This window comes from Sphingomonas aurea (assembly GCF_030678875.1).
Classification (GTDB): Bacteria; Pseudomonadota; Alphaproteobacteria; order Sphingomonadales; family Sphingomonadaceae; genus Sphingomonas; species Sphingomonas aurea.
Window position 1 is genome coordinate 1,054,701 of sequence record NZ_JAUUDS010000001.1, and the last position, 24,115, is coordinate 1,078,815.

Here is a 24,115-nt window from a genome sequence, read left to right on the forward strand (position 1 = left end):
CGCCTAACCGCTCCACACGCTGGCCCCTTCGTCTAGCGGTTAGGACGCGGCCCTTTCACGGCTGAAGCACGGGTTCGATTCCCGTAGGGGTCACCAGCATCGCGGATGTTGGCACATCCGGGTAGCGCCGCCCTTGCCGCGCCTGCCCCACCGAACAGAAACGGCACCCTGCACACGGACGGTTGCCCAGCTGGCGATCATGGCTCCCGCTGCGGAGGCACCCTGTCCGGCAGAAACTGCGCCAGCCGCCCGCGGACGGTGGCGGCCACCCGCTGATAGTCGTGGTGCAGATAGTGCCCGCCGGGCAGGACGATCCGCACGACCGGGCTGCCCACGAGTTCCGGACACAGGCTGTCCTCCTCCTCCGCTCCCTGGATGCAGGTGACCGGCGCCCAGTCGATCCCACGCACGCCGGCGGCCGGCCGGGCATCGGGCGTGCCGTGATAGGCGAAGCCGAGCGGATCGGCGTGGAAGAAGGCCGTTTTGCCCGGCACCACCAGCACGATGGCGACCACGCGGCGACGTATGTCTTCGGGCAGGTCGGGTGTGCCGGTCGACAGCATGTCGGCACCGAAGGACTGGCCGATCAGGATCAGGCGCTCCGCTCCGGGCAGCGCCAGCGCCTGTCGGATGCCGCGCATCAGGACGGCGTCGACATCGGCGCGGGTGCGGGTCGACGCGAACGCCGTGGTCGAGCTGATCCCGACGATCGGCAGACCGTCCGCCGCCAGCACTTTGGCAACGTGCCGCGCCATGCCGTAGCGCAGGCCGGTATCACCCGACACGAACAGCGCCACGGTGCGCGCAGGCGGCGCCGGAAACACGCGATAGGCCCGCCCGCCCAGCAGCTGCGGCACGCAGGCCGGCAGCGAGAGCAGAAGTGCGGCGGCGCCACCGACGGTGAGCCAGCGGCGAACACGACGCCCCGCCACCTCAGCCCACCACCGTAAGGGTCGGCTGGACCGTCGGCATCGACACGGCGCGGTCCACGGCCACGGGACGGCGCTGCCGGCGACGTCCCTCGATCAGCCGGGCGACGTCGCGCAGCGCCAGCAGCATGCCCACGCCGCCGGGTCCGGCGACGTAGCGCGGCTCCCACCGGGGCGCGTATTTTTCCTTGTACGTCCGCAGGCCGCGAAAGCCGTACAGCCGCTCGCCGTGGCGAAAGGCGAAGCTCGCCAGCCGCGCCCAGGCCGGGGCGAGCCGCCGGTCCTCGATCCCCGACAGCGGCGCCATGCCGAGCGAGAAGCGGGCGAAGCCCCGCGCCTTCGCCCACAGGATCAGCTGCACGAACAGGAAGTCCATCGTCCCCGACGGCGCCTCGTCACGGTGGCGCATCAGGTCGACCGACGCCTCGCTCTCGTTCGGCGTGGTCCACAGGTTGGCGAAGGCGACGATCCGCCCGTCGAGCTGAACGATACCGGTGTCGAAGCGCATCATATACTCCCGATCGAAGCGGCCCAGGCTGAACCGCTTCTCCCGCTGGCCCTTGGCGGCCAGCCATTCGCGGGAGACCTCGGCCAGCTCGTCGATCACCAGCGGCATGGCACCGGCGGGCACGATGCGAAAGCTGAGCCCCTTGCGCTCCAGCGTCCGCGCCGTGCGGCGGACGTTGCGCACGCGCGGGGTCTCCAGGTCGAACTCCGGCAGATCGACCAGCGCCTCCTCACCGAACTTCACGATCGCCAGCCCCATGCCGATCGCCAGGTCGAGGACCGGCCCGGACACCTCGTAGAGGAGAAGCCGTGCCTGCACCCGGTCCGCCGCCTCGCGCAGCCGCCACATCAGGTCGGGCCATTGGTCGCGCGGGCCGACGGGATCGCCCATCATCGCCCAGGTGCCGCCGGACGGCGCATACATCACGAACGCGTCGCCTTCCGGCGACCACAGGAAACTCTTGTCGCCGGTCAGCGCCAGCATCGCGTCGGTCCGCTCGGCATGGGCCAGGGCGACGTCCAGCCGCCCCTGCTCCAGCGCCGCCGGACCGGCGCGCGAAGGGGCCGGAGACAACAGGCGCCAGATCGCCACCACGCCGAATACCGCCATGGTCACCAGTCCGGCGCGCAGGAAGCGCGGGGCGTCGCCATGAACCGCGAACCGCCACCACAGGTCGTCGGAATAGGGAACGTAGCGGAACGCGAAGAATCCCGCCCACGCCGTCGCGCCCAGCACCATCGCGACGCTGGCCAGCCAGCCCGCACTGAACGGCGCCTGGGTCAGCGCGGTACGGCGGTAAAAGGCGCCCCGTGTCCATTGCAGCAGCCCGGCGATGACGAGGCAGACGATCGCCTCCTCGTAATCGATCCCCTTGGCCAGCGAGAACAGGGCACCGGCGACCAGCAGCGTCCGCGCCCACAGATTGGCGCCGTCCAGTCGCCGGTAGAGCCCAGGCGCCAGCAGCAGCAGCATGGTCCCGACCAGGCTGGCGGCCAGGTGGCTCGCCTCGATGAAGGGCAGCGGAACGACGTGCGCCAGATCGCCGATCCGCGTGCCGACCGATGGCAGCGCGCCTGACAGCAGCAGCAGCGCCCCCCCGGCGAACACCGCCGCAGACAGCACCAGTGGCGCGATCGCCGCGACGGCGTCTTCTACCCCGGTGACGAAGCGCACCGCGCCGCGCTGCCGCCGCCCCTCGTGAAAGGCGAGTAGGACGATGCCGAGTGCGAGCGGGGCGAGATAGTAGATCACCCGATAGGCCAGCAGCGCGGCGAGCAGCGTCGCACGGTCGCCCGGCAGCACGCTGATGACCACGGCCTCGAACACGCCGATCCCGCCCGGCACATGGGTAATGACCGCGACGACGATGCCCAGCGAATAGGCAAGGATGAATGCCGGCCACAGCGCGGGCGCGGCGTCGGGGATCAGCACGAACAGCGCGGCACTGGCGCAGGCCAGATCGACGACCGCGACCATCAGCTGCGCGGCGAACTGTCCTGCCCCCGGCAGCGGCAGTGCGAAGCCGAACAGCCGCACAGGTGTGCGGAGCAGCCGGGTCGCGGCGAACATGCCGGCGACCGCGCACAGCACGACCATGCCGATCGCCTGGGCCTGCCAGCCGGCCAGAGTGACGCCCGGCAGGTTCAGCGTGTCCGGATGCAGCGCCAGTGCAGCGCCGGCGACTGCCGCCACGCCCGCCCAGAAGGTGCCGGACGCCAGTGCGATGACCCGCGCCACGTCCGGCCCGTCCAGCCCGGCGGCGGTGTAGACGCGGTAGCGCGCCGAGCCACCGGTCAGGAGGGCGATGCCCAGATTGTGGCTGAGCGTGTAGCTGGTGAACGACGCGGTCGCCGCGGTCCGCCACGGCAGCGGCCGACCTATGATCCTGAGCGCGAGCACGTCGTACGCGGTCAGGGCCAGATAGCTTGCGGCGGTGAACGCCCCTGCCAGCACCACCCGTGCCGGCGACAGCATCGCCAGTGCAGCCTTGACATCGGCCATGCGCACTTCGCGCGTCAGCCGGTCGAGCGCGACCAGCGCCGCCGCCAGCAGTGCCGCCGCTACACCTGCGGCGATCCAGGCGCGATAGCGCTCCAGGAGCGGGGGAATCCTACGCACGGGGAACGCTCGCTATCCTGGTCCAGATCTGCGACTTGCAGATCAGCCCGCCGAGCACGCAGCCCTTCACCTTCAGGGCGCCGGGATTGATCTCGTCGATCTCGGACGCGAAGCTGTGGCCCATGTCGGGGACGAAGACGGTCCCCTTCCAGCGACGCACGCCACTGGGCCGGTAATCCTGCAACAGGGTGGTGCCGACGAGGTGGTCGATCCCCGCATCGTGCGCGTCGGACAGCGCCTCTTCGTTCGCCCAGACGATCCAGCCGCACAGCCGGTCGCCGCAGCTTCCCATATGTACCGCGACCGAGCGGTGGGGATTGAGCCACAGGTCGCCCCCCGCCGGCGCCGGCGTGACCGCGGCGACCGGCGTGGCAGCCGCCAAGGCCAGGATGACCGCCATGATCGTTCCGCGGCGTGACATTCCACTTCTCCCCTTCGATGGTGTCGACGATACCGGCCCCGGCGTTGCGAGACCTTGGGCATCGGCTTACAATTCCGTCATGAAGTCCCGCGCCGGACTCACCCCCTGATGGCGCGCAGCACCCGCAGCATCGTCGCGGCGACCAGCGCGTCGTCGTGATGGAGGTAATGGTCGCCGGGCAGCGCCACGACCTGGACGTTGCGCTGGCGCCAGACGGGACAAAGGCTGTCCTCCTCCGCCTCGCCATGGATGCAGAGCACCGGCGTGCCGCTCAGCTGCCGGGCATAGGGCATGGCAGGTCCGTCGGTGCCCGTGTCGAACGCGCCGCCGGGCGTCGCCTTGAACAGCATCGTCCGGGCGGGCACGACCAGCTCGACCAGCGGCACCTTCGCCTTCAGCGCAGGCGGCAGCGAGGCGGCGCCCGCAAGTACCAGATTGGCGCCGAACGACTGGCCGGTCAGCACGACCCGCTCGATCCCGGGCAGCGCCGCGGCGCGCTCCACCGCCTCCCGCACCAGTGCCGCGGCAGTGGCGGCATCGCCACGCCGGGCGAAGGCGGTCAGCGAGTTGACGCCGATCACCGGTATTCCCTGCCCCGCCAGCCGCGCGACCATGCGCGGCCCCATCCCGGTGTTGAACCCCATGTCGCCCGAGAAGAACACCAGTGCGGTGCCCCGCGTCCGTGCCGGCGGAGCGCCTCGGGCTGGCACGAGCGTGAATACCGGCCCGCCGAAATAGCCCAGATGGGCGCCGAACCCGATCGCTCCCAGGATCGCCGTGAGGAACAGCACCAGCGCGGCGCGGGCGATGCGCGCGCGGATCATTGGTCCACCCAGTAGGTGACGATGAAACAGGCGATCGTCAGCACCACCATCGCGATGATGAAGCAGACGTCGGCGATCTGTTCCAGCCGGTGGTGGCGCATCACCGACTGCACGCGCAGCGCGAAATACGAGGACAGCATCGCGCCCAGGAACAGCACCGCGTCGACGGCGAGCAGGTCGTCGGCCAGGGTATGGATGTGGCGTGCGCGGATCGCCACCCGGATGATGCCGATCGTGGTCAGGCATACGCCCACCATCCCCGCCGCGATCGGGCAGATCAGGCGGCAGGTACGGTCGTCGAGATGCGGCTTTCGCCGCCCTGCTATCCGTTCGGCCCCTGCCCGTTCGGCCACGGCCCCGTCTTGACGCTCCCTGGTCATCGGGTCGCACTGGCGGAGGCCGGGCTTCGTGGTGCTGGCGGGAAGATGACCGATCGGTAATGCACCGGGGTTGCGGCGGACCCGGTTTGCGCATCATAGGATGCCGACGACGGGGGCAAAGCGAAGGCGCGCAATGGCGAAGATCCTGGTGATCGAGGACGATGCGGCGACCGCCGACTTCATCGTCAAGGGACTGGAAGAGGCGGGCTTCGCTGCCGACCGCGCAGGCGGCGGCCGGGACGGCCTGTTCCTGGCGACGGACGGCAGCTACGACTGCATCGTGCTCGACCGCATGCTGCCGGGCATCGACGGCATGGCGGTACTCGCCGGCCTGCGCGGCGCCGGCATCCACACGCCGGTCATCATCCTCTCCGCCCTCGGCGCCCCGGAGGACCGCGTGAAGGGGCTGACCGACGGTGCCGACGATTACCTGACCAAGCCCTTCACCTTCGCCGAGTTGCAGGCGCGCATCGGCCTCCTGATCCGGCGCGGCAGCGCGGCGGCCGTCGCGCCGCAGACGGTGCTGCGCCACGACGATTTGGAAATGGACCTGCTCTCCCGCCGCGTTCGCCGTGCCGGGCGGCCGGTGGAGCTGCAGCCGCGCGAGTTCCGGCTGCTCGAATTCCTGCTCCGCCACGCCGAGCAGGTGGTGACGCGCACCATGCTGCTCGAGGGTGTCTGGGACTATCACTTCGACCCCGGCACCAACGTCATCGACGTGCATCTCAGCCGGTTGCGCCGCAAGGTGGATGACGGGTTCGCCCGCCCGCTGCTCCACACCGTCCGCGGCGTCGGCTATCGGCTCGGTACAGAGGCATGAAACCAACGAGCACCACCACCCGCCTGGCAGTGCTCGTCTTCGGCTTCCAGGTCGTCAGCGCGGCGACGTTGGTTATCGGGCTCGGCGCCTATGTGCGATGGGAGGTGACGGCGGAGGCGGATGGGGCGGTGCGGGTGATGCGGGAGGATCTTCTGTCGGTCTATGCCCGGGATGGCCTACGGGCACTGGCGCGAGCGATCGACGATCGGGCGACGCGACGTGCCACGCCGGGCGCGGTCATGCTGCTCGCCGACCGCGACTTCACCCGGATGGCCGGGACACTGGCGGCATGGCCACGCGACCTGAGCGGAGGACGGACCCCGATCGACGCGACGCTGCTGCGGCCGGGCAAGGACCAGTCCGAATCGATGCGCGTCATGACGACGCGCCTGCCCGACGGCACCCATCTGCTGACCGGCATGGTGGTTCAGGGCGAGCTGCGCGCACTGGCCGCGGTCGGCGAGGCGAGCGCCGCAGCGCTGGTGCTCGCGATCCTGCTGGCGCTGGTCACGGCGCTGGTTTCCGCCCGCCTGTTCGATGCGCAGCTCGCCGAACCGATAGAGGCATTGGAGTCGGCGCGACGAGGCGACCTGGCGCAGCGGGTGGATGACGGCGGCGGTACCGACGCCTTCGCCGCGCTCGGCCGCGTCGTCAACACGACGCTCGACCGGTTGCAGGGGCTGATCGCCGAGCTGAAACTGGCGACCGATGCGATGGCGCATGACCTGAAATCGCCGATCACCCGGCTGCGCTCGGCACTGGATCATGCCGACCGCGCGTTAGCGGACCCCGACGCCGCCCGCATCGCGCTGCGACGCGCGCAGGACGAGGGCACCCGGCTGCTCGGCGTCGTCGACACGGCCCTCAGCATCAGTCGCGCGCAGGCAGGGATCGGGCGCGACAGTTTCCGCGCCGTCGACCTGCCGGCGATGCTGGAAGACTTGGCGGAAATCTATGGCCCCCTGGCCGAGGATGCCGGCCGCTCGATCGCCGTGGCGGCGGACGGGGTGACGGCGGTCGTACCGGTCCATCGCGAGCTGCTGGGGCAGGCGCTGGGCAACCTGATCGACAATTCGCTGAAATACGGTGCCGGCGCGATTCGGCTGACGCTGGCACGTACCGACACGCGGCTGGAGCTGGGCGTGATCGACGAGGGCACCGGCATCGCCCCGCAGGATCGCGAAACGGCGTTGCGCAAGTTCGGCCGGCTCGATGCGGCCCGGTCCGGCACCGGCGCGGGACTCGGCCTGTCGCTGGTCGCGGCGGTGGCGCATCTGCACGGCGGCGAGGTCAGCCTGCGCGACGCGGAGCCGGGACTGGCAGTGTGCCTGGCACTGCCGATCGGCTTTTCCTGATTATCCTGCCTGCACGCGCGACAAATCCGGAAACATCGCGTTATACCTGCCATGCCCGACAGCTTGGGCAGGCAATCGATGGAGGGAAGGATGGCACGGTCGGCGGAAAAGCGCGGCAAGGACGAGACGGCAGCGGCCGAGAAGAAGGTCAAGGCGACCGGCAAGGCGACGGGCGGCGCCCGCGGCGGCATCACCGCACCTGTGACCCCCTCCCCCGAACTCGCCGAGATCGTCGGCAAGGACGACCTGCCCCGCAGCGAGGTGGTCAGCAAGGTGTGGGACTATATCAAGAAGCACGACCTTCAGGACGCCAAGGATCGTCGCCAAATCAACGCCGACGACAAGCTCGGCAAGATCTTCGGCAAGAAGTCGGCCAGCATGTTCGAGATGAACAAGCATCTGAGCGCGCACCTGACCGCCAAGAAGAGCTAGGACCGATCGACATTCAGCATCGCAGGCTTTGCAAACGCCCTGTCGTCGTTCCCGCGCAGGCGGGAGTCCAGACACGCGGGGGCTGATTGTAGAGCCGCAGCGTCAGAGGTTCTGGATCCCCGCCTGCGCGGGGATGACGAAACGCTGAACGTCGATCTGGCCCAGGCGACTGCGGCGACCGGCGGCGGGCCCTACCCGCCGACCGGTCCGGCGGCCGGTGGCGCGAACACCGGCCTGCCGTCGTCCGTCCAGCGCACCCGCTGGATGTGCGGCGCACGGGCAGCAGTACACTTCATGTCGGCGCGCGGATTGGCGTGGTAGACGATCCAGGTCGACCCGTCCGGCTTGGTAAAGACGCCGTTGTGGCCGGGCGCGAACACGCTGCCGGCGGGGTTGCTCTTCAGCACCGGTGCCGGCGCCTTGGTCCAGGCGGCGGGGTCGAGCGGATCGCTGCCGGCCGGGGCGCTGAGCAGCCCCAGCGCATAGTCGTCCGACCAGCAGGCACTGGCCGAATAGGTCAGGAACAGCCTGCCCGACGGACCCTGCAGGAACTCCGGCCCTTCCAGGATCTGCCGTCCCCCCTGCCGCTCCCAGGCGCGATCCGGGCGGGCGATGATCCGCTCCGGTCCGGCCAGCGTCCACGGATCGCGCATCGGCGCGATCGCCAGCACGCTGTCCGGCCCGACATAGGGCGAGTAGACCAGGTAGCGGCGTCCACGATAGGCGAAGGTGGTGGCGTCGATCCCCGGCCAGCGCGTCGCGATCCGGCCGCGATCGGTCCAGCGGCCCGTGGTCGGGTCGGCCGCCTCGTTCTCCAGCACGAAGATGCCGCGATGCGCGTCGTCGTCATGCCCGCTGGCCGCGGCGGTGTAGTAGATGAACCAGCGACCATCGATCCGGTGCAGCTCGGGCGCCCAGATCGACTGGGCGTTGGGGCCGGTGGCCGGCGGCGTCCAGACCGTGACCGGCTCCGCCTCGTCCAGCCGCGCCAGATCGCGGGTGCGGCGGATCGCCAGCCGCTTACCCTCGGTCGCCATATAGTAATAGGTGTCGCCCGACCGTACGATCCACGGATCGGGCCCGGACGGAAGCAGCGGGTTGGTGGCGGGCGTATCGGCCTGCGCCGCCACCCCCGCGCCGAGCAGCAGCAGCGCCGCCGCGACCGTCGCCCGCTTCACGCCGGAAGCGGTCCGTTGCGGCGGGGTTGCCCGAAATCGGGCGTGCCGTCCGCGCGATAGGCGATCGGCTGAACGCGGGTGTGGCGATTGGGATCGAACAGCGGGTCGCCCTTGATCTCGCGATAGTCGCGGGCGTGATAGACCAGCATGTCGCGCCCGCGCTCGTCGACGGTGAAGCTGTTGTGCCCCGGCCCCCAGACATTGTTGGCGGGAGACGAGGCGAAGACCGGCACCGGCGACTTGGTCCAGGCGGACGGGTCCATAATGTCGGCATCGTCGCGCGCGGTCAGCATGCCCATGCAGTAACGTGCGTCGGTCGCGCTCGCCGAATAGGTCATGAACAATCGGCCGTTGCGCGCCAGCACCGCCGGCGCCTCGTTGACCTTGAAGCCCCGCACCTCCCAGTCGAGCGTCGGCACCGACAGGCGCGCCGGCTTCGCCGCCAGCGTCAGCGGCGTGGCGAGCGGCGCGAGGTACAGGTTGCTGTTCGTCTCGATCCCCGGCTCGCGCTGCGCCCAGGCGAGATAGCGGCGCCCGCGATGGACGAAGCTGGTCGAATCGAGGTTGAAGCTGTCCCACGGCGTCTTCAGCTCACCCAGCACCGACCAGCGGCCGGTCATCGGGTCGGCACCGTCGCACACCACCGCATAGGTGCGGATGCGGAACACGTCCTCGCCGCCGCCGCTGGGACCGGCGGCGAAGTACATGATCCACTTGCCGTCGATCAGGTGCAGCTCGGGCGCCCACAGGAAGCCCGACATCGGCCCGCTCGCCTGGTGTCGCCACAGGATCTTTTCCGGCGCGGTCGACAGGCCGGCGATGGTGCGCGACCGGCGCAGCACCAGCCGGTCATATTCGGGCACCGATCCGGTCATATAGTACCAGCCATCGGTATGGCGGAACACCTGCGCGTCGGCGCGCTGGCGGACCAGCGGATTGACGATCCGGCCGGCCGCCGCCGGCTTCGTCCTAGCCAGCACCGGCGCGGCGGTCAGGGCGAGCCCGCCCGAGACGAACAGGCGGCGCGACAGGTCGGTCATCGATTTCGGCTCCATGGTCATTGCGTGATCGCCTCCGGCCAGCCGTCGGCGCCCCAGCGCAGCGGCGCGATGCGCAGCGTCGGCGCGCCCTGATGCTCGCGGTCATAGGCGTGATAGACGAGGATGTCCGTCCCGTCCTTGTCGCGCAGGTGCCCGACATGGCCGGGTCCGCGGAACCGCTCGCGCTCCTGCAGGTCGGCGCGCAGCAGGATCGTGCCGCCCCCCGCCGTCATCGCGCTGCCGTCCTTGCCCAGATACGGACCCTCCACCTGCTTCGAGCGGCCGATCACCGTGTAATAGGTGCTGTTCACGCCCTTGCAGCAATAGTCGTAGGAGGCGAGCAGCCAGTAATAGCCGCCGTGGCGAAAGACATAGGGCGCCTCGACCGCCGACGGCGCCCCCACCGGCACCTTGCGCGCGGCGATGGTGCGCGGCGGCGCGTCCGGACGGAGCAGCTTGCCGGTGCGAGGATCCAGCTCGAACAGCTTGAGCCCGCTCCAGAAACTGCCGAGCGACAGCCAGTGGCGCCCCTTCTCGTCCTGAAGGAAGGCCGGGTCGATCGCGTTATAATCGCTGTCGGGCTGCGACATCACCACCAGCCCCTCGTCACGCCAGCCATAGCCGGGCGCGGTGGGATCGAGCGTCGGGCTGGTCGCCAGGCCGATCGCCGAACGGTTCGAGCCGAAGGTCGAGACGGCGTAGTAGAGGCGATAGCGGCCGTTCACATAAGAGATGTCCGGCGCCCACATATTGGTGGCGCCGGGGATCGCCTTAGCCGCCCAGTCCGGAATGCGCTCGAACGGCGGGGTGCCGCGCTGCCACGTCGTCAGGTCGGGCGAGGTGCGCGCGGCGATGATGCCCTGCGGCCCCTTGCCGAGCCCGGTCGAGAAGACGTGATAGGTGCCGCCCTCGCGAATGATGACGGGGTCGTGCACCGGCGAAATGTCGCCTGCCGGCACCACCGCGGCCCGCTGCGCCGCGGCGGGCGCGGCCGCCAGCAGCAGTGCCGCCATCGTCCGCCCGATTACCGACGAAATCACCGGCGGCGCGTCCGGCGCTGCTCGGGCATCGCGCCGGCGGGGGCCGGCACCACACCCTTGGGCGCGGCGCTGAGCGTCCGGATCAGGTCGGTCTCCGCCTGGCGATAGGGGGTGCCGTCATTACGGAACACCTCGTGGAACCAGATCGTCGGCTCGGACAGGACATAGGGCTTCTGCCAGCTGTCCCAGGGCAGCCGCGTCTGCGTCTTCCCGTCGACAAAGCCCCAGTTCATCATGCCGATATTGTAGCGCTTGCCGATCGGCAGCGACCCGTCGAAGGTCGATCCATTACCGCGCGCCATATATTCGGTGCAGATGATCGGCCGGTTATAGGGCAGCAGCTGGCGGACCCGCCGCTCGAACGTCTCGGGCCAGCTGTAATCGTGGAAGGTCACCACGTCCGACTGGGCGAGCTGCAACTTCTCCATCGCCGACGACTTGCCGCCCGGCGCCCAGTCCGCGCCCAGCCACACACCCGACGTCAGCGGCTGGGTGGGATCGGCGTCCCGCGCCCAGTCGAACACCTGCGCCAGCAGCGCGCGGACCAGCGGCTCCTTGCCCTCCTGCCCCTTGTATTGGTCGGCGCCATTGTCCGGCTCGTTCCACAGGTCCCAGCCGAGCACCCGGTCGTCCTTGGCGAAGGCGCCGATCACGCCCTGCACATAGGCCTTGAAGCCGGGATAGCGGCTGCGGTCGCGCAGGCCGGCCATGCCCGGCCCCTGCACCCAACCGGAATTGTGGACGCCCGGGATCGGCGGGTGCTGCGGCCCGAGCTTCGGGTCGGGATCCCAGCAGCTGTCGAACAGCACGAACAGCGGCTTGATGCCGTGGCGCTGGGCGATCGTCAGGAACTCGTCGATGCGCCGCTTGAAGCCTTCGGGATCCTGCTGCCACAGCTGGTCGTGCAGGAACACGCGCATGGTGTTCATGCCGATCCCCTGCGCCAGCCCCAGCTCGTAATCGATCCGCTTGGGGTCCCAGGTCGCCGCCTGCCACATCTCCAGCTGGTTGATGGCGTTGGCAGGCGCGAAGTTCGATCCCACCAGCCAGGGCTGGCGCGCATACCAGTCCTTCGCCTGCGCCTCGGTCCAGCGCCCCCGCGCCTCGGCGGGCGATGCGAGCATCGGGACAAGGGCGGTCGCGGCAAGCAGCGCGAGGCCAAGCGTCTTCATATCGTCACTCCATCGATCGGCGGCGATCCAGCGCGCGAGGTGCGGCGCTCGATCGAGGGGCGATCATACCCGTCGATGGCCGTCCGCATCCGCACTGCGACATCCGCTCCCCTGGTTCATTCCATCGTTCGCCGATCCGCTTTGCGAGCCCGGCGCCGGACCCGATCATGTCGCCGAAACCCGCATTTGTCGAACAAGTTTGCGGCCCGTTTGTGCGAATGATGTGATTTCTTGTTGCTGTCCGCTGCCAGCCGGCGCCCTCGGCGCGTGGTGGCGAGGCGTTCACCGGATGCGCCGCTAACATGCTGCTGTGGCATGAAAATCACAAATCGATCGTATAATTATCTGACAATGCCGTGGCGGGCATCGAGATGGGTGCTCGCTATTGCCGCTCGCGAACAGCGGGATTAGCAGCCTGACTCATAGGTTTATTAGCATTTTTCGGCACGGCGCCGACAAGCAACAGTCAGGGAGAGAGGGCCATGAAAGCCAAGGCCATTCTATACGCATCCGCAGCGACGCTCGCGACGCTGGCCGCCATGCCGGCGAGCGCGCAGGTACCGGCCGGCCAGGGGCAGGACCTGCCCAAGCCGACCACCGCATCCGACCAGAACGCCAACCCGGCCACCCCCCAGCCCTCGGTCCAGGAAAGCCCGGCCGAAGAGGACGACGCGATCGTTGTCACCGGCCTGCGCCGCAGCCTTCAGTCGGCGCAGGCGGTCAAGCGCAACTCCGACGGCATCGTCGACGCGATCGTCGCCGAGGACATCGGCAAGCTGCCCGACACCTTCGCCTCCGCCGCCCTGGCGCGCGTGACCGGCGTGCAGGTGACCCGCGGCGCCGGCGAGGCGGCGGGCGTGCAGGTGCGCGGCCTGCCCGACATCTCGACCACCTATAACGGCCGCGAGATCTTCACCGCCGAGGGCCGCTTCGTGCAGATCCAGGACTTCCCCGCCGGCACCGTCGCCGCGCTGGAGGTCTATAAGTCCGGCACCGCCAACCTGATCGAGGGCGGTATCGGCGGCCAGGTCAACGTCCGCGGCCGGCGCCCGTTCGACTTCAACGGGTTCGAGGTGTCGGGCTCGCTGAACGGCGTGAACTGGGAGAATTCGGGCAAGCTGTCGTGGAACGGCAACCTGCTGGTCAGCGACCGCTGGGACACCGGGATCGGCGAGATGGGCCTGCTGGTCAACGCCTCCTATGTCGGCATCAACTTCCTGGATGCCACGCGCGAGCAGTCGCTGGTGATCGGCACGACCAACAGCACCAATGCGCCCGGCACCGCCGGCGGCGTCCGCTATCCCGACGCGCAGGGCCGCTTCACCGGCTATGGCGACCGCTTCCGTCCCTCGGCAAACGCCGCCTTCCAGTGGCGCCCGTCGTCGGAGCTGGAAATCTATGTCGACGGCCTGTTCCAGGGATACCGGGGCGAGGACACCAACCAGTGGATGTTCACGCCGATCTTCGGCGGCGCCGATTTCCAGCTGGCCAACCTGACCACGCGTGAGGGCAGCCCGAACATCGCCCAGAGCGCGACCGTCATCGGCGCGAACACGCCCGACGGCTATTACGGCTCGGCCAAGGGCAAGACCGACACCTACCAGATCGGCGGCGGTGCGGTGTGGAAGCGCGACCGGTTCCAGCTGTCGGCGGACGTCGCCTATACCGACAGCACCTATACGTTCAGCCTTATCAACATCGACTATCTGTTCGCCAGCTCGCCGACCCGCACCGTCACCTTCGACGCGGCCGGCAAGGACGGCGGGCCGAGCTTCGACTTCGTGAACTTCAACGTCACCGACCCGGCCAACTACCTCGCCCGCGGCTTCTATCAGGAATATCTGAAGGTCGGCGGTCAGGACATCCAGGCCCGGCTCGACGCGCAGTACGACTTTGACGGCGGCTTCATCCGTCGCATCCAGGCCGGCATCCGCTTCAACGACCGTGACGCCAATCGCGACCGCGCCAATCCGTACGTCGATCAGCTGAACGGCTCGTCCATCTCGGGGCAGCGCATTCCGATCTCCAGCCTGCCGGTCACCATCCAGCCGTCGCTGCCCGCGTTCAAGAGCAACGACATCTTCCCGATCCGCACCTTCCCCAGCATCCCGTCGGGCAGCGTGCGCCAGAACCTGACCGAACTGCGTAGCTTCTTCGGCGCGCCGGCGGGCGACCCCGCGTTCAACCCGTCGGAGAATTTCCGCGCCAATGAGAAGGCCTATGCCGCCTTCGCGCAGGTGAAGTACGGGTTCGACCTGGGCGACATGACGGTCGACGGCCTGGTCGGCCTGCGCGCGGTGAAAACCGAGAACCGGATCAGCGGCTTCCTGCGCGACGATGCCACCGCGACCATCTCGCCGGTCACCGCCGAGAACAGCTATACCGATTATCTGCCTAACGTCAGTGCGCGCGTCGGCTTTACCGAGAAGCTGCAGCTGCGCCTGGCCTATACGCAGACGCGGACCCGGCCGAACTTCTTCGACCTGAACCCCGCGCTGACGGTCGGCCCGCCGCCAGTCATCGATCCCAACAACCCGCCCAACCCGAACGATCCGAACAGCAACGTCCGCAACATCAATGCGGGCAACCCGAACCTGCGGCCGCTGACCTCGAACAACTACGACGTCAGCCTGGAATGGTATTTCTCGCGCACGGGATCGCTGACCGGTGCGGTGTTCCGGCGCGACGCCAACGGCTTCATCTCGCCGATCACCGTCTTCCAGGACGATCCCGTCTATGGCCGGGTGCGCTACACCCAGCCGGAGAATCTGGGGAACACGCGCTTCCAGGGTGCGGAGCTGGCCTTTACCAGCTTCCTCGACATCGACGGGCTGCCCGACTGGGCCAAGGGCTTCGGCATCCAGGCGAACGGCACCTATATCGATGCCAAGGGGGACCTGTCCTCCACCCTGCGCGACAATCCCAACGTCGCCGGGCGCCAGCAGCGGTTCAACGGCGTGTCGAAATGGGCGTACAACCTGGTCGGCTTGTACGAGCGGCCATTCTTCTCGGCGCGCCTCGCCTATAACTACCGGTCGGACTTCGTGACCTATTACAGTGCCGAGCCGCTCGACGTCGACGTCAACGGCGCACAGCGGACCGGCGGCGTGATCGAGAAGGGCCGCGGCCAGCTCGATTTCTCGACCACGCTGACGCCGATCCCCAACGTCACGATCGCGTTCGATATCGTCAACCTGCTCGGCAATCCGATCCGCCGGACCCGCGCGTTCGACGATGCCGGCGACCAGTTCGTCCGGCAGGTCCTGTATCTCGAGCGGACCTATTCGCTCGGCCTGCGGTTCCGCTTCTGATCGGGAGAGAATGATGATGATGCGCCACCTGCCTGTCCGCCATGTGACGATCGCCCTTGTCGGAGCGCTCGCGCTCGGCGGCGCGGCGGTGGCGCGCAACCCGCAGTTCCAGGGGGCCGACCCCCACGCCACCTTCATCGACGGTGAGCTGTGGGTATTCCCCACCGGCGGGCCGGGCGGCAGCTGGGCGGCGGACCGCTTTGGCGCCTTCTCGTCGCGCGACCTGAAGGCGTGGCGGTCGCGCGGTGAGGTGCTGCGGATCGACACGATCAAGTGGATCAAGGACGACGGCGCGCGCGAGCATTTCCTGTGGGCGCCGGGCGTCGCCACCCGCGATGGCAAGTGGTTCCTCTATTACTCGGTCGGGCCGCAGAACCCGACGCCGAGCCGCATCGGCGTCGCCGTCGCCGACCGGCCGCAGGGCCCCTATACCGATATCGGCCGTCCGCTGGTGACCGGCGGCAACGGGTTCGAGGCGATCGACCCGATGGCCTTCATCGACCCCAAGTCGGGCAAGGCGTATCTCTATGCCGGCGGCAGCGCGGGCGCGAAACTGCGCGTGTGGGAGCTGAACCGCGACATGACCAGCATCGCGCGCGAGGTGCCGGTCGACAACCCGCCCCAGTTTACCGAGGGCGCGTTCATGCACGAGCGGAACGGGACCTATTACCTCTCCTACAGCCATGGCCGGTTCAACGGGCCCGACTATTCGGTCCACTACGCTACCGCCCCCTCCCCCACCGGGCCGTGGCGGTATCGCGGCGCGATCCTGACCAGCGACAGGCGGCACAAGGGGCCGGGCCATCACAGCTTCGTGGTGACGCCCAAGGGTGAGACGCTGATCGTCTATCACCGCTGGGAGAATCCCGCCGGCCCTGCACCCTTCAAGGGCGAGCGGCAGGTGGCGATCGACCGCGTCCGCTACGCCGCGGACGGCACGATCCGGCCCGTGGTGATGACCGACGGCGACAAGGCACCCACCCTGCCCTGATGCGGTTGCCGCGTCGGCGACCAGAGGCTAGGCCATCGCCATGAAGCTCATCATCGGCAACAAGGCGTATTCCTCCTGGTCGCTGCGCGGCTGGCTGGCATGCAAACAGTCCGGCCTCCCGTTCGAGGAGGTGGTAGTCCCGCTCTACGACGCGGAATGGGACCGCCGGCGCGAAGGCGACGAGTTCGCCCCCTCGTCGGGCAAGGTGCCGATCCTGTGGGACGGCGAGGCGGTGGTCTGGGACAGCCTGGCGATCGTCGACTATCTCGCCGACAAGGTTGGGCGCGACCGCTTCTGGCCGGCGGACGAGGCGGCACGCGCGATGGCGCGGTCGATGGCGGCGGAGATGCACTCCTCGTTTCAGAACTTGCGCCGCAAGCATCCGATGAACGTCCGCCAGACCTTTCCGGCGGGCCGCCCCGACGACGACGTGCTCGCCGAGCTGAGCCGCGTCATGGAGCTGTGGGCACAGGCCCGCGCGCGCTTCGGTGGCGGCGGCGATTTCCTGTTTGGGGAGTTCGGCGCGGCCGACATCATGTTCGCCCCCGTCGTCACCCGCATCATCACCTGGCAGCTGCCGATCGCGCGCTTCGCCGCCGGTTACATGCAGGCGGTACTGAGCCATCGTTGGATGCAGGACTGGATCGCCGGCGCGCAGGAAGAGGATTGGGTGATCCAGCAGTACGAGCAGCCGGCCAAGCCCGCCGGCGCGTGATCTCCGCCACCGATCTCGCCGTCGCGCTGATCCGCGCCGACAGCGTCACGCCCGCGCGCGGGGCCGTGTTCGACGTGCTGGAGGCGGCGCTCGCGCCACTCGGCTTCGTGGTCGATCGCTTCGTCGTTGGCGAGGCGCCGGACGGACCGGTCGAGAACCTGCTCGCCATCCGTCCCGGCACCGGCCGCCACCTGGCCTTTGCCGGCCATGTCGACGTGGTGCCGGCCGGCGAGGGCTGGACCGGCTCGCCCTGGTCGGGCGACGTGCGCGGCGGCCTGCTCTACGGCCGCGGCGCGGTGGACATGAAGGGCGCGGTCGCCGCCTTCGTCGCCGCCGCTGCGCGCCGACCCGAGGCGCAGCTGACCCTGATCGTCACCGGCGACGAGGAAGGGCCGGCGACCTATGGCACGCTCGCCCTGATCGATCGCATGGCCGAACGCGGCATCGCTCCCGATCTCTGCCTGGTCGGTGAGCCGACATCGGCACGGCTGCTGGGCGACACGATCAAGATCGGCCGGCGCGGGTCGGTCAACATCTGGATCGACGTCGCCGGGCGGCAGGGCCATGTCGCCTACCCGCACCTCGCCGACAATCCGGTGCCCCGGCTGGTGGCGCTGCTCGCCGAGGTGGAGGCGATCGTGCTCGATGCCGGCAATCGCTGGTTCCAGCCGTCGAACATCGAGATCACCGACCTGCATGTCGGCAACCCTGCGACCAACGTCATCCCGGCGCGCGCGCAGGGACGCCTGTCGATCCGTTTCAACGACGAGCATCGCGGCGCCGATCTGGTCGCGCGGATTCGCACCCTGGCCGAGGCGCATGGCGCCACCATCACCGCGCGCATCTCCGGCGAGGCGTTCCTGACCCCACCCGGCCCGCTGTCGGCGATGGTGTCGGCCGCGATCCAGGCGGAGACGGGGCTGACGCCCGAGCTGTCGACGACCGGCGGCACCTCTGACGCGCGCTTCCTGTCGCAGCTGTGCCCGACGGTGGAGTTCGGGCTGCTCAACGCGACGATGCATCAGGTCGACGAGGCGGTGGCGGTCGCCGACCTCGACGCGCTGACCGCGATCTACGCCGATATCATCCGCCGCGCGGGCGCCTGAGCACGATATAGAGCGCGCCGAGCCCGCCATGGCGCGGATGGGCGCCGCGCACCGCCGCGATGGCATCGGCGTGGCGTGACGCCGCCAGCCAGTCCGCCACCGCCGCCCGGATCGCGCCGCGCGCGTGCGGGCGCTCGCTTTCCGGTCGCGGCGGCTTGCCGGTGACCAGCAGCAGCACCCGGTCGCCGCGCCGGATCGCCCGGTCCAGCCCCGCATCGAGCAGCGCGTGCGCCGACGCGAGGGTGTGGCCATGGAGGTCGACCGAACTGTCGGGCGACACGATCCCCCGCCCCAGCCGCCGGTCCCATGACCCGTCGAGATTGTTCTGGGGCGCAGGCTTGGCCGCAACGATCGTAACCGCGGGGCGCGGCGCCGGTTTGGCGACAGGCCGAGCCGCAGCGACGGGCTTTGCCGGCGAACGCTGTGGCGGGGGCGAAGACGTCACCGGTCGCGGCGGCACGGCGACCGGACGCAGCGGCCGCACCGTCGCCATCACCCGGCCCCATGCCTGCGATTCGTCAGGGTGAAGGCGTCGCACCGGCCGCTCCGCTCGCGGCAGCGCTCAACCTCGCCAGCGTGCCGATCGGCAGCAGCAGGAACGCCGATCCCCGCGCCGACATGCCGCCCGCGACCGTCTCGGCCAGCGGCCCTGCTCCCCAGAAGGTATCGAAGCGATTGGCGCCCTTGATCGCCCCGCCGGTATCCTGTGCCACCCACAGCCCCGTCGCGTCCGCCCGGTCGGCGGACAGGAAGACGGGCGTGCCGAGCGGCACGAACTTCGGGTCGGCAGCGGCACTGACCTGCCCGGTGACGGCATAGCCCATCGCGCCCTGCGGCGGGCCGTCCAGCTCGCGGAAGAACACGAAGCTCTTGTTCTCGCGCATCAGTGCCCGGCCCTCGTCGGGATGGGCGTGGAGCCAGGCGACAATGCCCTGCATCGATGCCTGTCCGGGCGCCAGCAACCCGCGCTGACGCATCAGGCTGCCGATGCCGGTGTAGCTGCGGCCGTTCTGCGTGTCGTACCCGATGCGCAGGACATTGCCGTCGGGCAGCCGCAGCCGCCCCGATCCCTGGATCTGGAGAAAGAAGATCTCGACCGGGTCCGCCGCCCAGGCGAGCACCGGCGCGGTGCGGGCGATCGCACCCCCTTCGATCTCGGTACGGTCATAATAGGGGACCAGCGCCTTGCCCTGCACCCGGCCGCGCACCGTCTTGCCCTTCAGATCGTCGGAGAATTTGCCGAGATCGACGTCGACCAGATCGCTCGGCCGGCCATAGACCGGCACCTCGTAACCGGGCGCGCGGTCGAGCGATCCGCGGATCTCCGGCTCGTAATAGCCGGTCGCGAACGCCTTGCCGTCGCCGACCTGCACCGCCTCGAACCAGGTCGCGAAGAAGGCACGCGCGTCACCGCCGGCCGCTGCCGCCGCGCAGGCACCCTGCCAGTCGGTGCCGCGGGTCAGTCCGGAGGTGTCGGTGCGGCGCATCAGCCCGGGGCAGGACCGCGCGAAGGCCGCGCGTGCCGCAACGGCCTGCGCGTCGGTGATCGGCAGGCTGGCGACCGGCGGCCCCGCCACGACGCCGGCGGCGGCTGCGTTCGTCACCCCTGCCGGCACCACCACCGGCTGCCCCGCCAGCGGCGCAGCACCGACGATCTGCCCGGTCGCGCCACGGAGGTTGGCGGCATCCTCGCCGCGCGTCACATGATGGCGTATCGGCCCGGCCGGCGGCGCGGCGCCCTCGCGCGCCACCGGCGGCATCCCGCCGCCGACGCAGGCGCTCAGCGCCAGTGCCGCGAGCGGAACGCTCGCGCCGATCCCCCTCCGCCAGAACACGGCCTCAGGCCTCGTCGGTGTCGGCGAGCGTCCAGTTGGGGTCGGCGCTCTTCAGCGTCCGGCGGAAGGTCCACACGTCATGCGTATCGACCGCATCGGTCAGCGATCCGGCGATCACCTTGCCCTCGGCATTGCGGGTGACGGCGGCGATGTCGGCGTCGAAGCGCACCGTGATCCGCGCCTCGCGGCCCGATACCTGCGCGTCGGCGATCACCGCACGCTCGATCGTCACCAGCCGGTTGTCGAGCGTCTCGCCTGCCTCGCGGCGCATCGCGATCGCCTCGGCAAAGGCGGCGCGGACGTCCGGGTCGACCAGTTCCGCCAACGCGTCCTCGTCGCCACGCCAGAACGCTTCCAGCACCATCCGGTACGCGCTCTTGGCGCCCGACAGGAACTGCGCGACGTCGAAGCCCGGCTCGCCGGCGACGACCGCGCGGATGCCCTGCTCGGCCTTTGTCTCGATATTGCGATCGGTCCGCTCGCGCGTCTCGGCCACGGCTTCGACGGTGCGCGCCAGCGGCGTCGCCCCGGGCCGGTCCTCGGCAGCGCGCGGCAGCGGCTGCTGCTCATGGCCCGTGCGCTTGCCCAGCACGCCGTACAGACGGAGCGCCACAAAGGCAGCGATCATCGCGAACACAACTACGTAGAGCACTGGGCCTCCGATCTTCGCCTTCCACATAGGCGCATGCCAGCCGCTATTCAAACCCGGCCCGTTGAAACTCGCCCCGTTGAATCCATGGCGAGCCGCTGCTAGTCGCGCCCGATCGGACGAAACGCGCGGATGACCCGCTTCGCTCCCCTCCATCTGCCCCCTCCACTTGAAGGAAGACCGACATGGACGATCTCGACAACGGCGCGTCGGCGCAGCCCATCGCGAACGGTGCCGACACCGCGCCTGCCGCCGGCCTGATCTCGCAATACATCAAGGATCTGAGCTTCGAGAACCCGAACGCCCCGGCGATCTTCCAGGCACAGGCGCAGCCGGCGATCGACGTGCAGTTCAACATCGGCGCCAGCCAGGTCGCCGACGACGTGCACGAGGTGGTGCTGAAGATCGACGTGCGCGCCGACATCGACGGCCAGGTCGCCTTCATCGTCGACCTGTCGTTCGCCGGCCTGTTCGGCTTCCGCAACGTGCCCGCCGACCAGATCCAGCCGTTCATGCTGGGCGAGGCGCCGCGCCTGCTGTTCCCCTTCGCCCGCCGCGTGCTGGCCGATGCGGTGCGTGACGGCGGCTTCCCGCCGCTGCTCCTCGAGCCAATCGATTTCGGCCAGCTCTACCTGCAGCAGGCCGCCGGTCAGCAGCCGACGACCACGGAAACCGGCCACGCCTGATCCGGACCGGCGGGCGGAGCGGCGCGCATGAATCTCGGCAGGGCGCTCGGCTCGGTCGGCGGGCTGACGCTCGCCAGCCGGGTGCTGGGGCTGGTGCGCGACTCGCTGTTCGCCCGCTTCGTCGGCGCAGGGTTCGCGTCGGACGCCTTCCTGATCGCGTTCCGCTTGCCCAACATGTTCCGCGCCCTCTTCGCGGAGGGCGCCTTCTCCGCCGCCTTCATCCCGATGTTCAACCGCAAGGTGGCAGAGGGTGAGAAGGAGCCGGACGGCAACGGCCTGCGCCACGGCCTGGTCTTTGCCGAGGATGCGCTGTCGGTCCTGCTGCCGATCCTGATCCTGATGACCGCGATCGTCGAGGTCTTCGCCTGGCCGGTCACCTGGGCACTGACCTTCGGCTTCAAGGACGTGGCACCGGCGCAGTTCGCCTATGTCGTCGAGCTGTGCCGGCTGACCTTTCCCTACCTGCTGCTCATCAGCCTGGTGTCGCTGCTCGGCGGCATCCTCAATTCGCTGCACCGGTTCTGGGTCAATGCGGCGGCGCCGATCCTCCTCAACCTGACGCTGATCGCGGCGCTGCTGTTTGTCCATGACGCGAACCCGCTGCTGACCGCCCGCAACCAGGCGATCGCGGTGACGGTGTCGGGCGCGTTCCAGCTGTTCTGGCTGTGGTGGGCATGCCGGCGTGCCGGCGTGACCCTGCGGCTGAAGCTGCCGCGGCTCGGCCCCGACGTGAAGCGGCTGATGGCGCTGATCTGGCCGGCGGCGGCGGGGGCCGGCGCGGTGCAGATCAACCTCGTCGTCTCGACCGCGCTCGCCGCCAAGTTCCTGCCGCACGGGTCGGTCAGTTACATCTATTATGCCGACCGGCTGAACCAGCTGCCGCTCGGGCTGATCGGCATCGGGCTCGGCACCGTGCTGCTGCCAACCGTCTCGCGCCTGCTCGGCCGCGGTGAGGAATCAGCGGCGATGGAGACGCAGAACCGCGGCATGGAGCTGGCGCTGTTCCTGACGCTTCCCGCCACCGTCGCGCTGATCGTCTGCGGCGGGCCGATCGCGGCGGCGCTGTTCCAGCATGGCCGGTTCGACGCCACCGACACGCTCTACACCGCGCAGGCGCTGGCCGCCTTCTCGATCGGCCTGCCCAGCTACATCCTCGTGAAGGTGCTGACGCCGGGCTATTATGCCCGGTCAGACACGCGCACCCCGGTGCGCTACGCCACCATATCGATGGCGGTGAACCTGGTCCTGAACCTCGCCTTTATCTGGCCGCTCGGCCATATGGGGCCGCCGCTCGCCACCGCGATCGCCAGCACCGTCAACGTCGTATTCCTCTATCGCACCCTCGCCCGCCGGGGCCATTTCACCGCCGACGCGCAGCTGCGCCGTCGCGCACCGCGCATGCTGCTCGCGGCGCTGGCGATGGGCGTGGCGATGTACGCATTGGGTGACCTGTTCCGCCCCTATGTCACGGGCACCAGCCTGATGCGCTGGACGGCGATGCTGGTGCTGGTCGCCACCGGCGCTGCCGTCTATGCGGCATCAGTCTTCGCGACCGGGGCGCTGCGCCCGCGCGACCTGAAATCCTTCCTGCGTTGAAAAGGGTCGCCATGCGCGTCGTCTCCGGCATCCAGCCCACCGGCAATCTCCACCTCGGCAATTATCTGGGGGCGATCCGCCAGTGGGTCGCGATGCAGGATCAGGCGGAGTCGCTGTTCTTCCTCGCCGATCTCCACGCGCTCAGCCAGCCGGTAGTGCCGGCGCAGCTGGCGCAGAACACCGTCGAGATGGCGGCGACGCTGCTCGCCTGCGGCATCGATCCGAGCCGCGCGATCCTGTTCAACCAGGCCCGCGTGCCCGCGCACAGCGAGCTGCAATGGATCCTCGGCGGCACCGCGCGGATGGGCTGGCTGAACCGCATGACCCAGTGGAAGGACAAGTCGGGCAAGGACGGCGCCAGCCAGAGCACCGGCCTGTTCAACTACCCCGTCCTCCAGGCGGCCGACGTGCTGCTCTATCAGGCGACCCACGTCCCCGTCGGCGACGACCAGAAACAGCATCTGGAGCTGGCGCGCGACATCGCCACCAAGTTCAACCTGGACTTCGACACCGAGCTGTTCGTCCTGCCCGAGCCGTTCATCTCGCCCTCCGCCCCGCGGATCATGTCCCTGCGCGACGGCACCGCCAAGATGTCGAAGTCGGACCCGTCGGACGCCTCGCGCATCAACCTGATCGATTCGGACGAGGCGATCGCCCAGAAATTCCGCAAGGCGCGCACCGATGCCGAACCGCTGCCGGCCACCATGGCCGAGCTGGCGGACCGGGCGGAGGCGCGCAATCTGGTGACGATCTACGCCGCGCTGGAGGGGGTCGGGACCGACACCGTACTGGCACGCTTCGCGGGCCAGGGCTTCGGGGCGTTCAAGCCGGCGCTCGCCGACCTCGCCATCGCCGTGCTCGGCCCGATCCGCGAGCGGCTGACCCGGCTGCTGGACGACCGCGCCGCCGTCGCTGCGGCGCTCGAACAGGGTGCGGAGCGGGCCCGCGCACTGGCCGCACCGACGCTGAAGGCCGCGCAGCAGGCGGTCGGCCTGCAAGTCTGAGAGCT

At 69.5% G+C, this 24,115-nt stretch carries 21 protein-coding genes, 1 tRNA gene and 1 pseudogene; 11 read left to right on the forward strand and 12 right to left on the reverse strand.

The window, feature by feature from the left end:
• Positions 1 to 21: 21 nt before the first annotated feature.
• Positions 22 to 96 (forward strand) — tRNA-Glu (locus Q5H91_RS05405).
• 101 nt (positions 97 to 197) lie between these two features.
• Here the strand turns inward: Q5H91_RS05405 and Q5H91_RS05410 are convergent.
• From Q5H91_RS05410 to Q5H91_RS05430, 5 genes are all read right to left on the reverse strand, one after another.
• On the reverse strand, positions 198 to 932 hold the full coding sequence (locus tag Q5H91_RS05410; protein ID WP_305172193.1) for an AcvB/VirJ family lysyl-phosphatidylglycerol hydrolase: 735 nt from the start codon (positions 930 to 932) through the stop codon (positions 198 to 200).
• A gap of 1 nt (position 933) precedes the next feature.
• Positions 934 to 3,555 carry a bifunctional lysylphosphatidylglycerol flippase/synthetase MprF gene (mprF, locus tag Q5H91_RS05415; protein ID WP_305172194.1) on the reverse strand — a complete coding sequence of 874 codons (2,622 nt, stop codon included), beginning with the start codon at positions 3,553 to 3,555 and terminating at the stop codon, positions 934 to 936.
• On the reverse strand, positions 3,548 to 3,976 hold the full coding sequence (locus Q5H91_RS05420; protein WP_305172195.1) for a DUF2147 domain-containing protein: 429 nt from the start codon (positions 3,974 to 3,976) through the stop codon (positions 3,548 to 3,550). The genes mprF and Q5H91_RS05420 overlap by 8 nt, the downstream gene beginning before the upstream one ends.
• A 98-nt stretch (positions 3,977 to 4,074) precedes the next feature.
• Positions 4,075 to 4,800, reverse strand: a complete 726-nt coding sequence (locus tag Q5H91_RS05425; RefSeq protein WP_305172196.1) for an AcvB/VirJ family lysyl-phosphatidylglycerol hydrolase — start codon at positions 4,798 to 4,800, stop codon at positions 4,075 to 4,077.
• Complete coding sequence (locus Q5H91_RS05430) at positions 4,797 to 5,153, reverse strand: hypothetical protein (protein ID WP_305172197.1); 357 nt, start codon at positions 5,151 to 5,153, stop codon at positions 4,797 to 4,799. Before Q5H91_RS05430 ends, Q5H91_RS05425 begins: the two co-directional genes overlap by 4 nt.
• A 160-nt stretch (positions 5,154 to 5,313) precedes the next feature.
• On the opposite strand from Q5H91_RS05430, the gene Q5H91_RS05435 reads away from it, so the two are divergent.
• From Q5H91_RS05435 to Q5H91_RS05445, 3 genes are all read left to right on the forward strand, one after another.
• Positions 5,314 to 6,000, forward strand: coding sequence for a winged helix-turn-helix domain-containing protein (locus tag Q5H91_RS05435; protein ID WP_305172198.1), 687 nt, complete (start codon positions 5,314 to 5,316; stop codon positions 5,998 to 6,000).
• On the forward strand, positions 5,997 to 7,355 hold the full coding sequence (locus tag Q5H91_RS05440) for a sensor histidine kinase (RefSeq protein WP_305172199.1): 1,359 nt from the start codon (positions 5,997 to 5,999) through the stop codon (positions 7,353 to 7,355). Before Q5H91_RS05435 ends, Q5H91_RS05440 begins: the two co-directional genes overlap by 4 nt.
• A gap of 90 nt (positions 7,356 to 7,445) precedes the next feature.
• The gene (locus Q5H91_RS05445; protein WP_370655222.1) at positions 7,446 to 7,787 is read left to right on the forward strand and encodes an SWIB/MDM2 domain-containing protein; all 342 of its coding nucleotides are present in this window, start codon (positions 7,446 to 7,448) and stop codon (positions 7,785 to 7,787) included.
• Between the two features lie 191 nt (positions 7,788 to 7,978).
• Here Q5H91_RS05445 and Q5H91_RS05450 read toward each other — a convergent pair whose 3' ends face one another.
• The 4 genes and pseudogenes from Q5H91_RS05450 to Q5H91_RS05465 form a co-directional block, all read right to left on the reverse strand.
• Positions 7,979 to 8,938, reverse strand: a complete 960-nt coding sequence (locus tag Q5H91_RS05450) for a glycoside hydrolase family 43 protein (protein ID WP_305172400.1) — start codon at positions 8,936 to 8,938, stop codon at positions 7,979 to 7,981.
• Between the two features lie 29 nt (positions 8,939 to 8,967).
• Positions 8,968 to 10,005 (reverse strand): annotated as a pseudogene (locus tag Q5H91_RS05455) (glycoside hydrolase family 43 protein); the annotation flags it as partial.
• Positions 10,006 to 10,022: 17 nt separating this feature from the next.
• Positions 10,023 to 11,018, reverse strand: coding sequence for an arabinan endo-1,5-alpha-L-arabinosidase (locus Q5H91_RS05460; RefSeq protein WP_370655236.1), 996 nt, complete (start codon positions 11,016 to 11,018; stop codon positions 10,023 to 10,025).
• Between the two features lie 23 nt (positions 11,019 to 11,041).
• Entirely contained in the window at positions 11,042 to 12,217 is a 1,176-nt protein-coding gene (locus Q5H91_RS05465; RefSeq protein WP_305172201.1) for a cellulase family glycosylhydrolase, read from the reverse strand.
• A gap of 482 nt (positions 12,218 to 12,699) precedes the next feature.
• On the opposite strand from Q5H91_RS05465, the gene Q5H91_RS05470 reads away from it, so the two are divergent.
• Genes Q5H91_RS05470 through dapE form a run of 4 tightly spaced genes read left to right on the forward strand, consistent with a single transcriptional unit; the run spans position 12,700 to position 18,340 of the window.
• A complete protein-coding gene (locus Q5H91_RS05470; RefSeq protein WP_305172202.1) occupies positions 12,700 to 15,528 on the forward strand; it encodes a TonB-dependent receptor in 2,829 nt (942 codons plus the stop codon).
• 10 nt (positions 15,529 to 15,538) lie between these two features.
• The gene (locus Q5H91_RS05475) at positions 15,539 to 16,519 is read left to right on the forward strand and encodes a family 43 glycosylhydrolase (RefSeq protein WP_305172203.1); all 981 of its coding nucleotides are present in this window, start codon (positions 15,539 to 15,541) and stop codon (positions 16,517 to 16,519) included.
• Between the two features lie 40 nt (positions 16,520 to 16,559).
• On the forward strand, positions 16,560 to 17,234 hold the full coding sequence (locus tag Q5H91_RS05480; protein ID WP_305172204.1) for a glutathione S-transferase: 675 nt from the start codon (positions 16,560 to 16,562) through the stop codon (positions 17,232 to 17,234).
• Positions 17,231 to 18,340: a succinyl-diaminopimelate desuccinylase gene (gene dapE / locus Q5H91_RS05485; protein WP_305172205.1), complete on the forward strand. Its 1,110-nt coding sequence runs from the start codon at positions 17,231 to 17,233 to the stop codon at positions 18,338 to 18,340. The genes Q5H91_RS05480 and dapE overlap by 4 nt, the downstream gene beginning before the upstream one ends.
• On the opposite strand, the gene Q5H91_RS05490 is transcribed toward dapE, so the two are convergent.
• From Q5H91_RS05490 to Q5H91_RS05500, 3 genes are all read right to left on the reverse strand, one after another.
• Entirely contained in the window at positions 18,318 to 18,833 is a 516-nt protein-coding gene (locus Q5H91_RS05490) for a Smr/MutS family protein (protein ID WP_305172401.1), read from the reverse strand. The two genes, dapE and Q5H91_RS05490, sit on opposite strands and share 23 nt — an antisense overlap.
• 25 nt (positions 18,834 to 18,858) lie before the next feature.
• Positions 18,859 to 20,100, reverse strand: a complete 1,242-nt coding sequence (mltA, locus tag Q5H91_RS05495) for a murein transglycosylase A (protein ID WP_370655237.1) — start codon at positions 20,098 to 20,100, stop codon at positions 18,859 to 18,861.
• Between the two features lie 79 nt (positions 20,101 to 20,179).
• Positions 20,180 to 20,854 (reverse strand): Tim44/TimA family putative adaptor protein, encoded by a 675-nt coding sequence (locus tag Q5H91_RS05500; protein ID WP_370655223.1) that lies wholly within the window; start codon positions 20,852 to 20,854, stop codon positions 20,180 to 20,182.
• Positions 20,855 to 21,009: 155 nt separating this feature from the next.
• Between Q5H91_RS05500 and secB the strand changes: the two genes are divergently transcribed.
• The 3 genes from secB to trpS are packed head-to-tail and all read left to right on the forward strand — an operon-like array spanning position 21,010 to position 24,110.
• Complete coding sequence (gene secB, locus Q5H91_RS05505; RefSeq protein ID WP_305172208.1) at positions 21,010 to 21,510, forward strand: protein-export chaperone SecB; 501 nt, start codon at positions 21,010 to 21,012, stop codon at positions 21,508 to 21,510.
• Between the two features lie 27 nt (positions 21,511 to 21,537).
• A complete protein-coding gene (gene murJ / locus Q5H91_RS05510; protein ID WP_305172209.1) occupies positions 21,538 to 23,106 on the forward strand; it encodes a murein biosynthesis integral membrane protein MurJ in 1,569 nt (522 codons plus the stop codon).
• A gap of 11 nt (positions 23,107 to 23,117) precedes the next feature.
• A complete protein-coding gene (trpS, locus tag Q5H91_RS05515; RefSeq protein WP_305172210.1) occupies positions 23,118 to 24,110 on the forward strand; it encodes a tryptophan--tRNA ligase in 993 nt (330 codons plus the stop codon).
• Positions 24,111 to 24,115: the final 5 nt, after the last annotated feature.

Bases quoted from the DNA above. Each gene is read 5' to 3' on its own strand.
- Q5H91_RS05420 (WP_305172195.1), bottom strand. From the start codon at position 3,976: ATGTCACGCCGCGGAACGATCATGGCGGTCATCCTGGCCTTGGCGGCT.
- Q5H91_RS05425 (WP_305172196.1), bottom strand. From the start codon at position 4,800: ATGATCCGCGCGCGCATCGCCCGCGCCGCGCTGGTGCTGTTCCTCACG.
- Q5H91_RS05435 (WP_305172198.1), top strand. From the start codon at position 5,314: ATGGCGAAGATCCTGGTGATCGAGGACGATGCGGCGACCGCCGACTTC.
- Q5H91_RS05440 (WP_305172199.1), top strand. From the start codon at position 5,997: ATGAAACCAACGAGCACCACCACCCGCCTGGCAGTGCTCGTCTTCGGC.
- Q5H91_RS05445 (WP_370655222.1), top strand. From the start codon at position 7,446: ATGGCACGGTCGGCGGAAAAGCGCGGCAAGGACGAGACGGCAGCGGCC.
- Q5H91_RS05460 (WP_370655236.1), bottom strand. From the start codon at position 11,018: ATGGCGGCACTGCTGCTGGCGGCCGCGCCCGCCGCGGCGCAGCGGGCC.
- Q5H91_RS05465 (WP_305172201.1), bottom strand. From the start codon at position 12,217: ATGAAGACGCTTGGCCTCGCGCTGCTTGCCGCGACCGCCCTTGTCCCG.
- Q5H91_RS05470 (WP_305172202.1), top strand. From the start codon at position 12,700: ATGAAAGCCAAGGCCATTCTATACGCATCCGCAGCGACGCTCGCGACG.
- Q5H91_RS05475 (WP_305172203.1), top strand. From the start codon at position 15,539: ATGATGATGATGCGCCACCTGCCTGTCCGCCATGTGACGATCGCCCTT.
- Q5H91_RS05480 (WP_305172204.1), top strand. From the start codon at position 16,560: ATGAAGCTCATCATCGGCAACAAGGCGTATTCCTCCTGGTCGCTGCGC.
- Q5H91_RS05490 (WP_305172401.1), bottom strand. From the start codon at position 18,833: ATGGCGACGGTGCGGCCGCTGCGTCCGGTCGCCGTGCCGCCGCGACCG.
- mltA (WP_370655237.1), bottom strand. From the start codon at position 20,100: ATGCCGCCGGTGGCGCGCGAGGGCGCCGCGCCGCCGGCCGGGCCGATA.
- Q5H91_RS05500 (WP_370655223.1), bottom strand. From the start codon at position 20,854: ATGTGGAAGGCGAAGATCGGAGGCCCAGTGCTCTACGTAGTTGTGTTC.
- secB (WP_305172208.1), top strand. From the start codon at position 21,010: ATGGACGATCTCGACAACGGCGCGTCGGCGCAGCCCATCGCGAACGGT.
- murJ (WP_305172209.1), top strand. From the start codon at position 21,538: ATGAATCTCGGCAGGGCGCTCGGCTCGGTCGGCGGGCTGACGCTCGCC.
- trpS (WP_305172210.1), top strand. From the start codon at position 23,118: ATGCGCGTCGTCTCCGGCATCCAGCCCACCGGCAATCTCCACCTCGGC.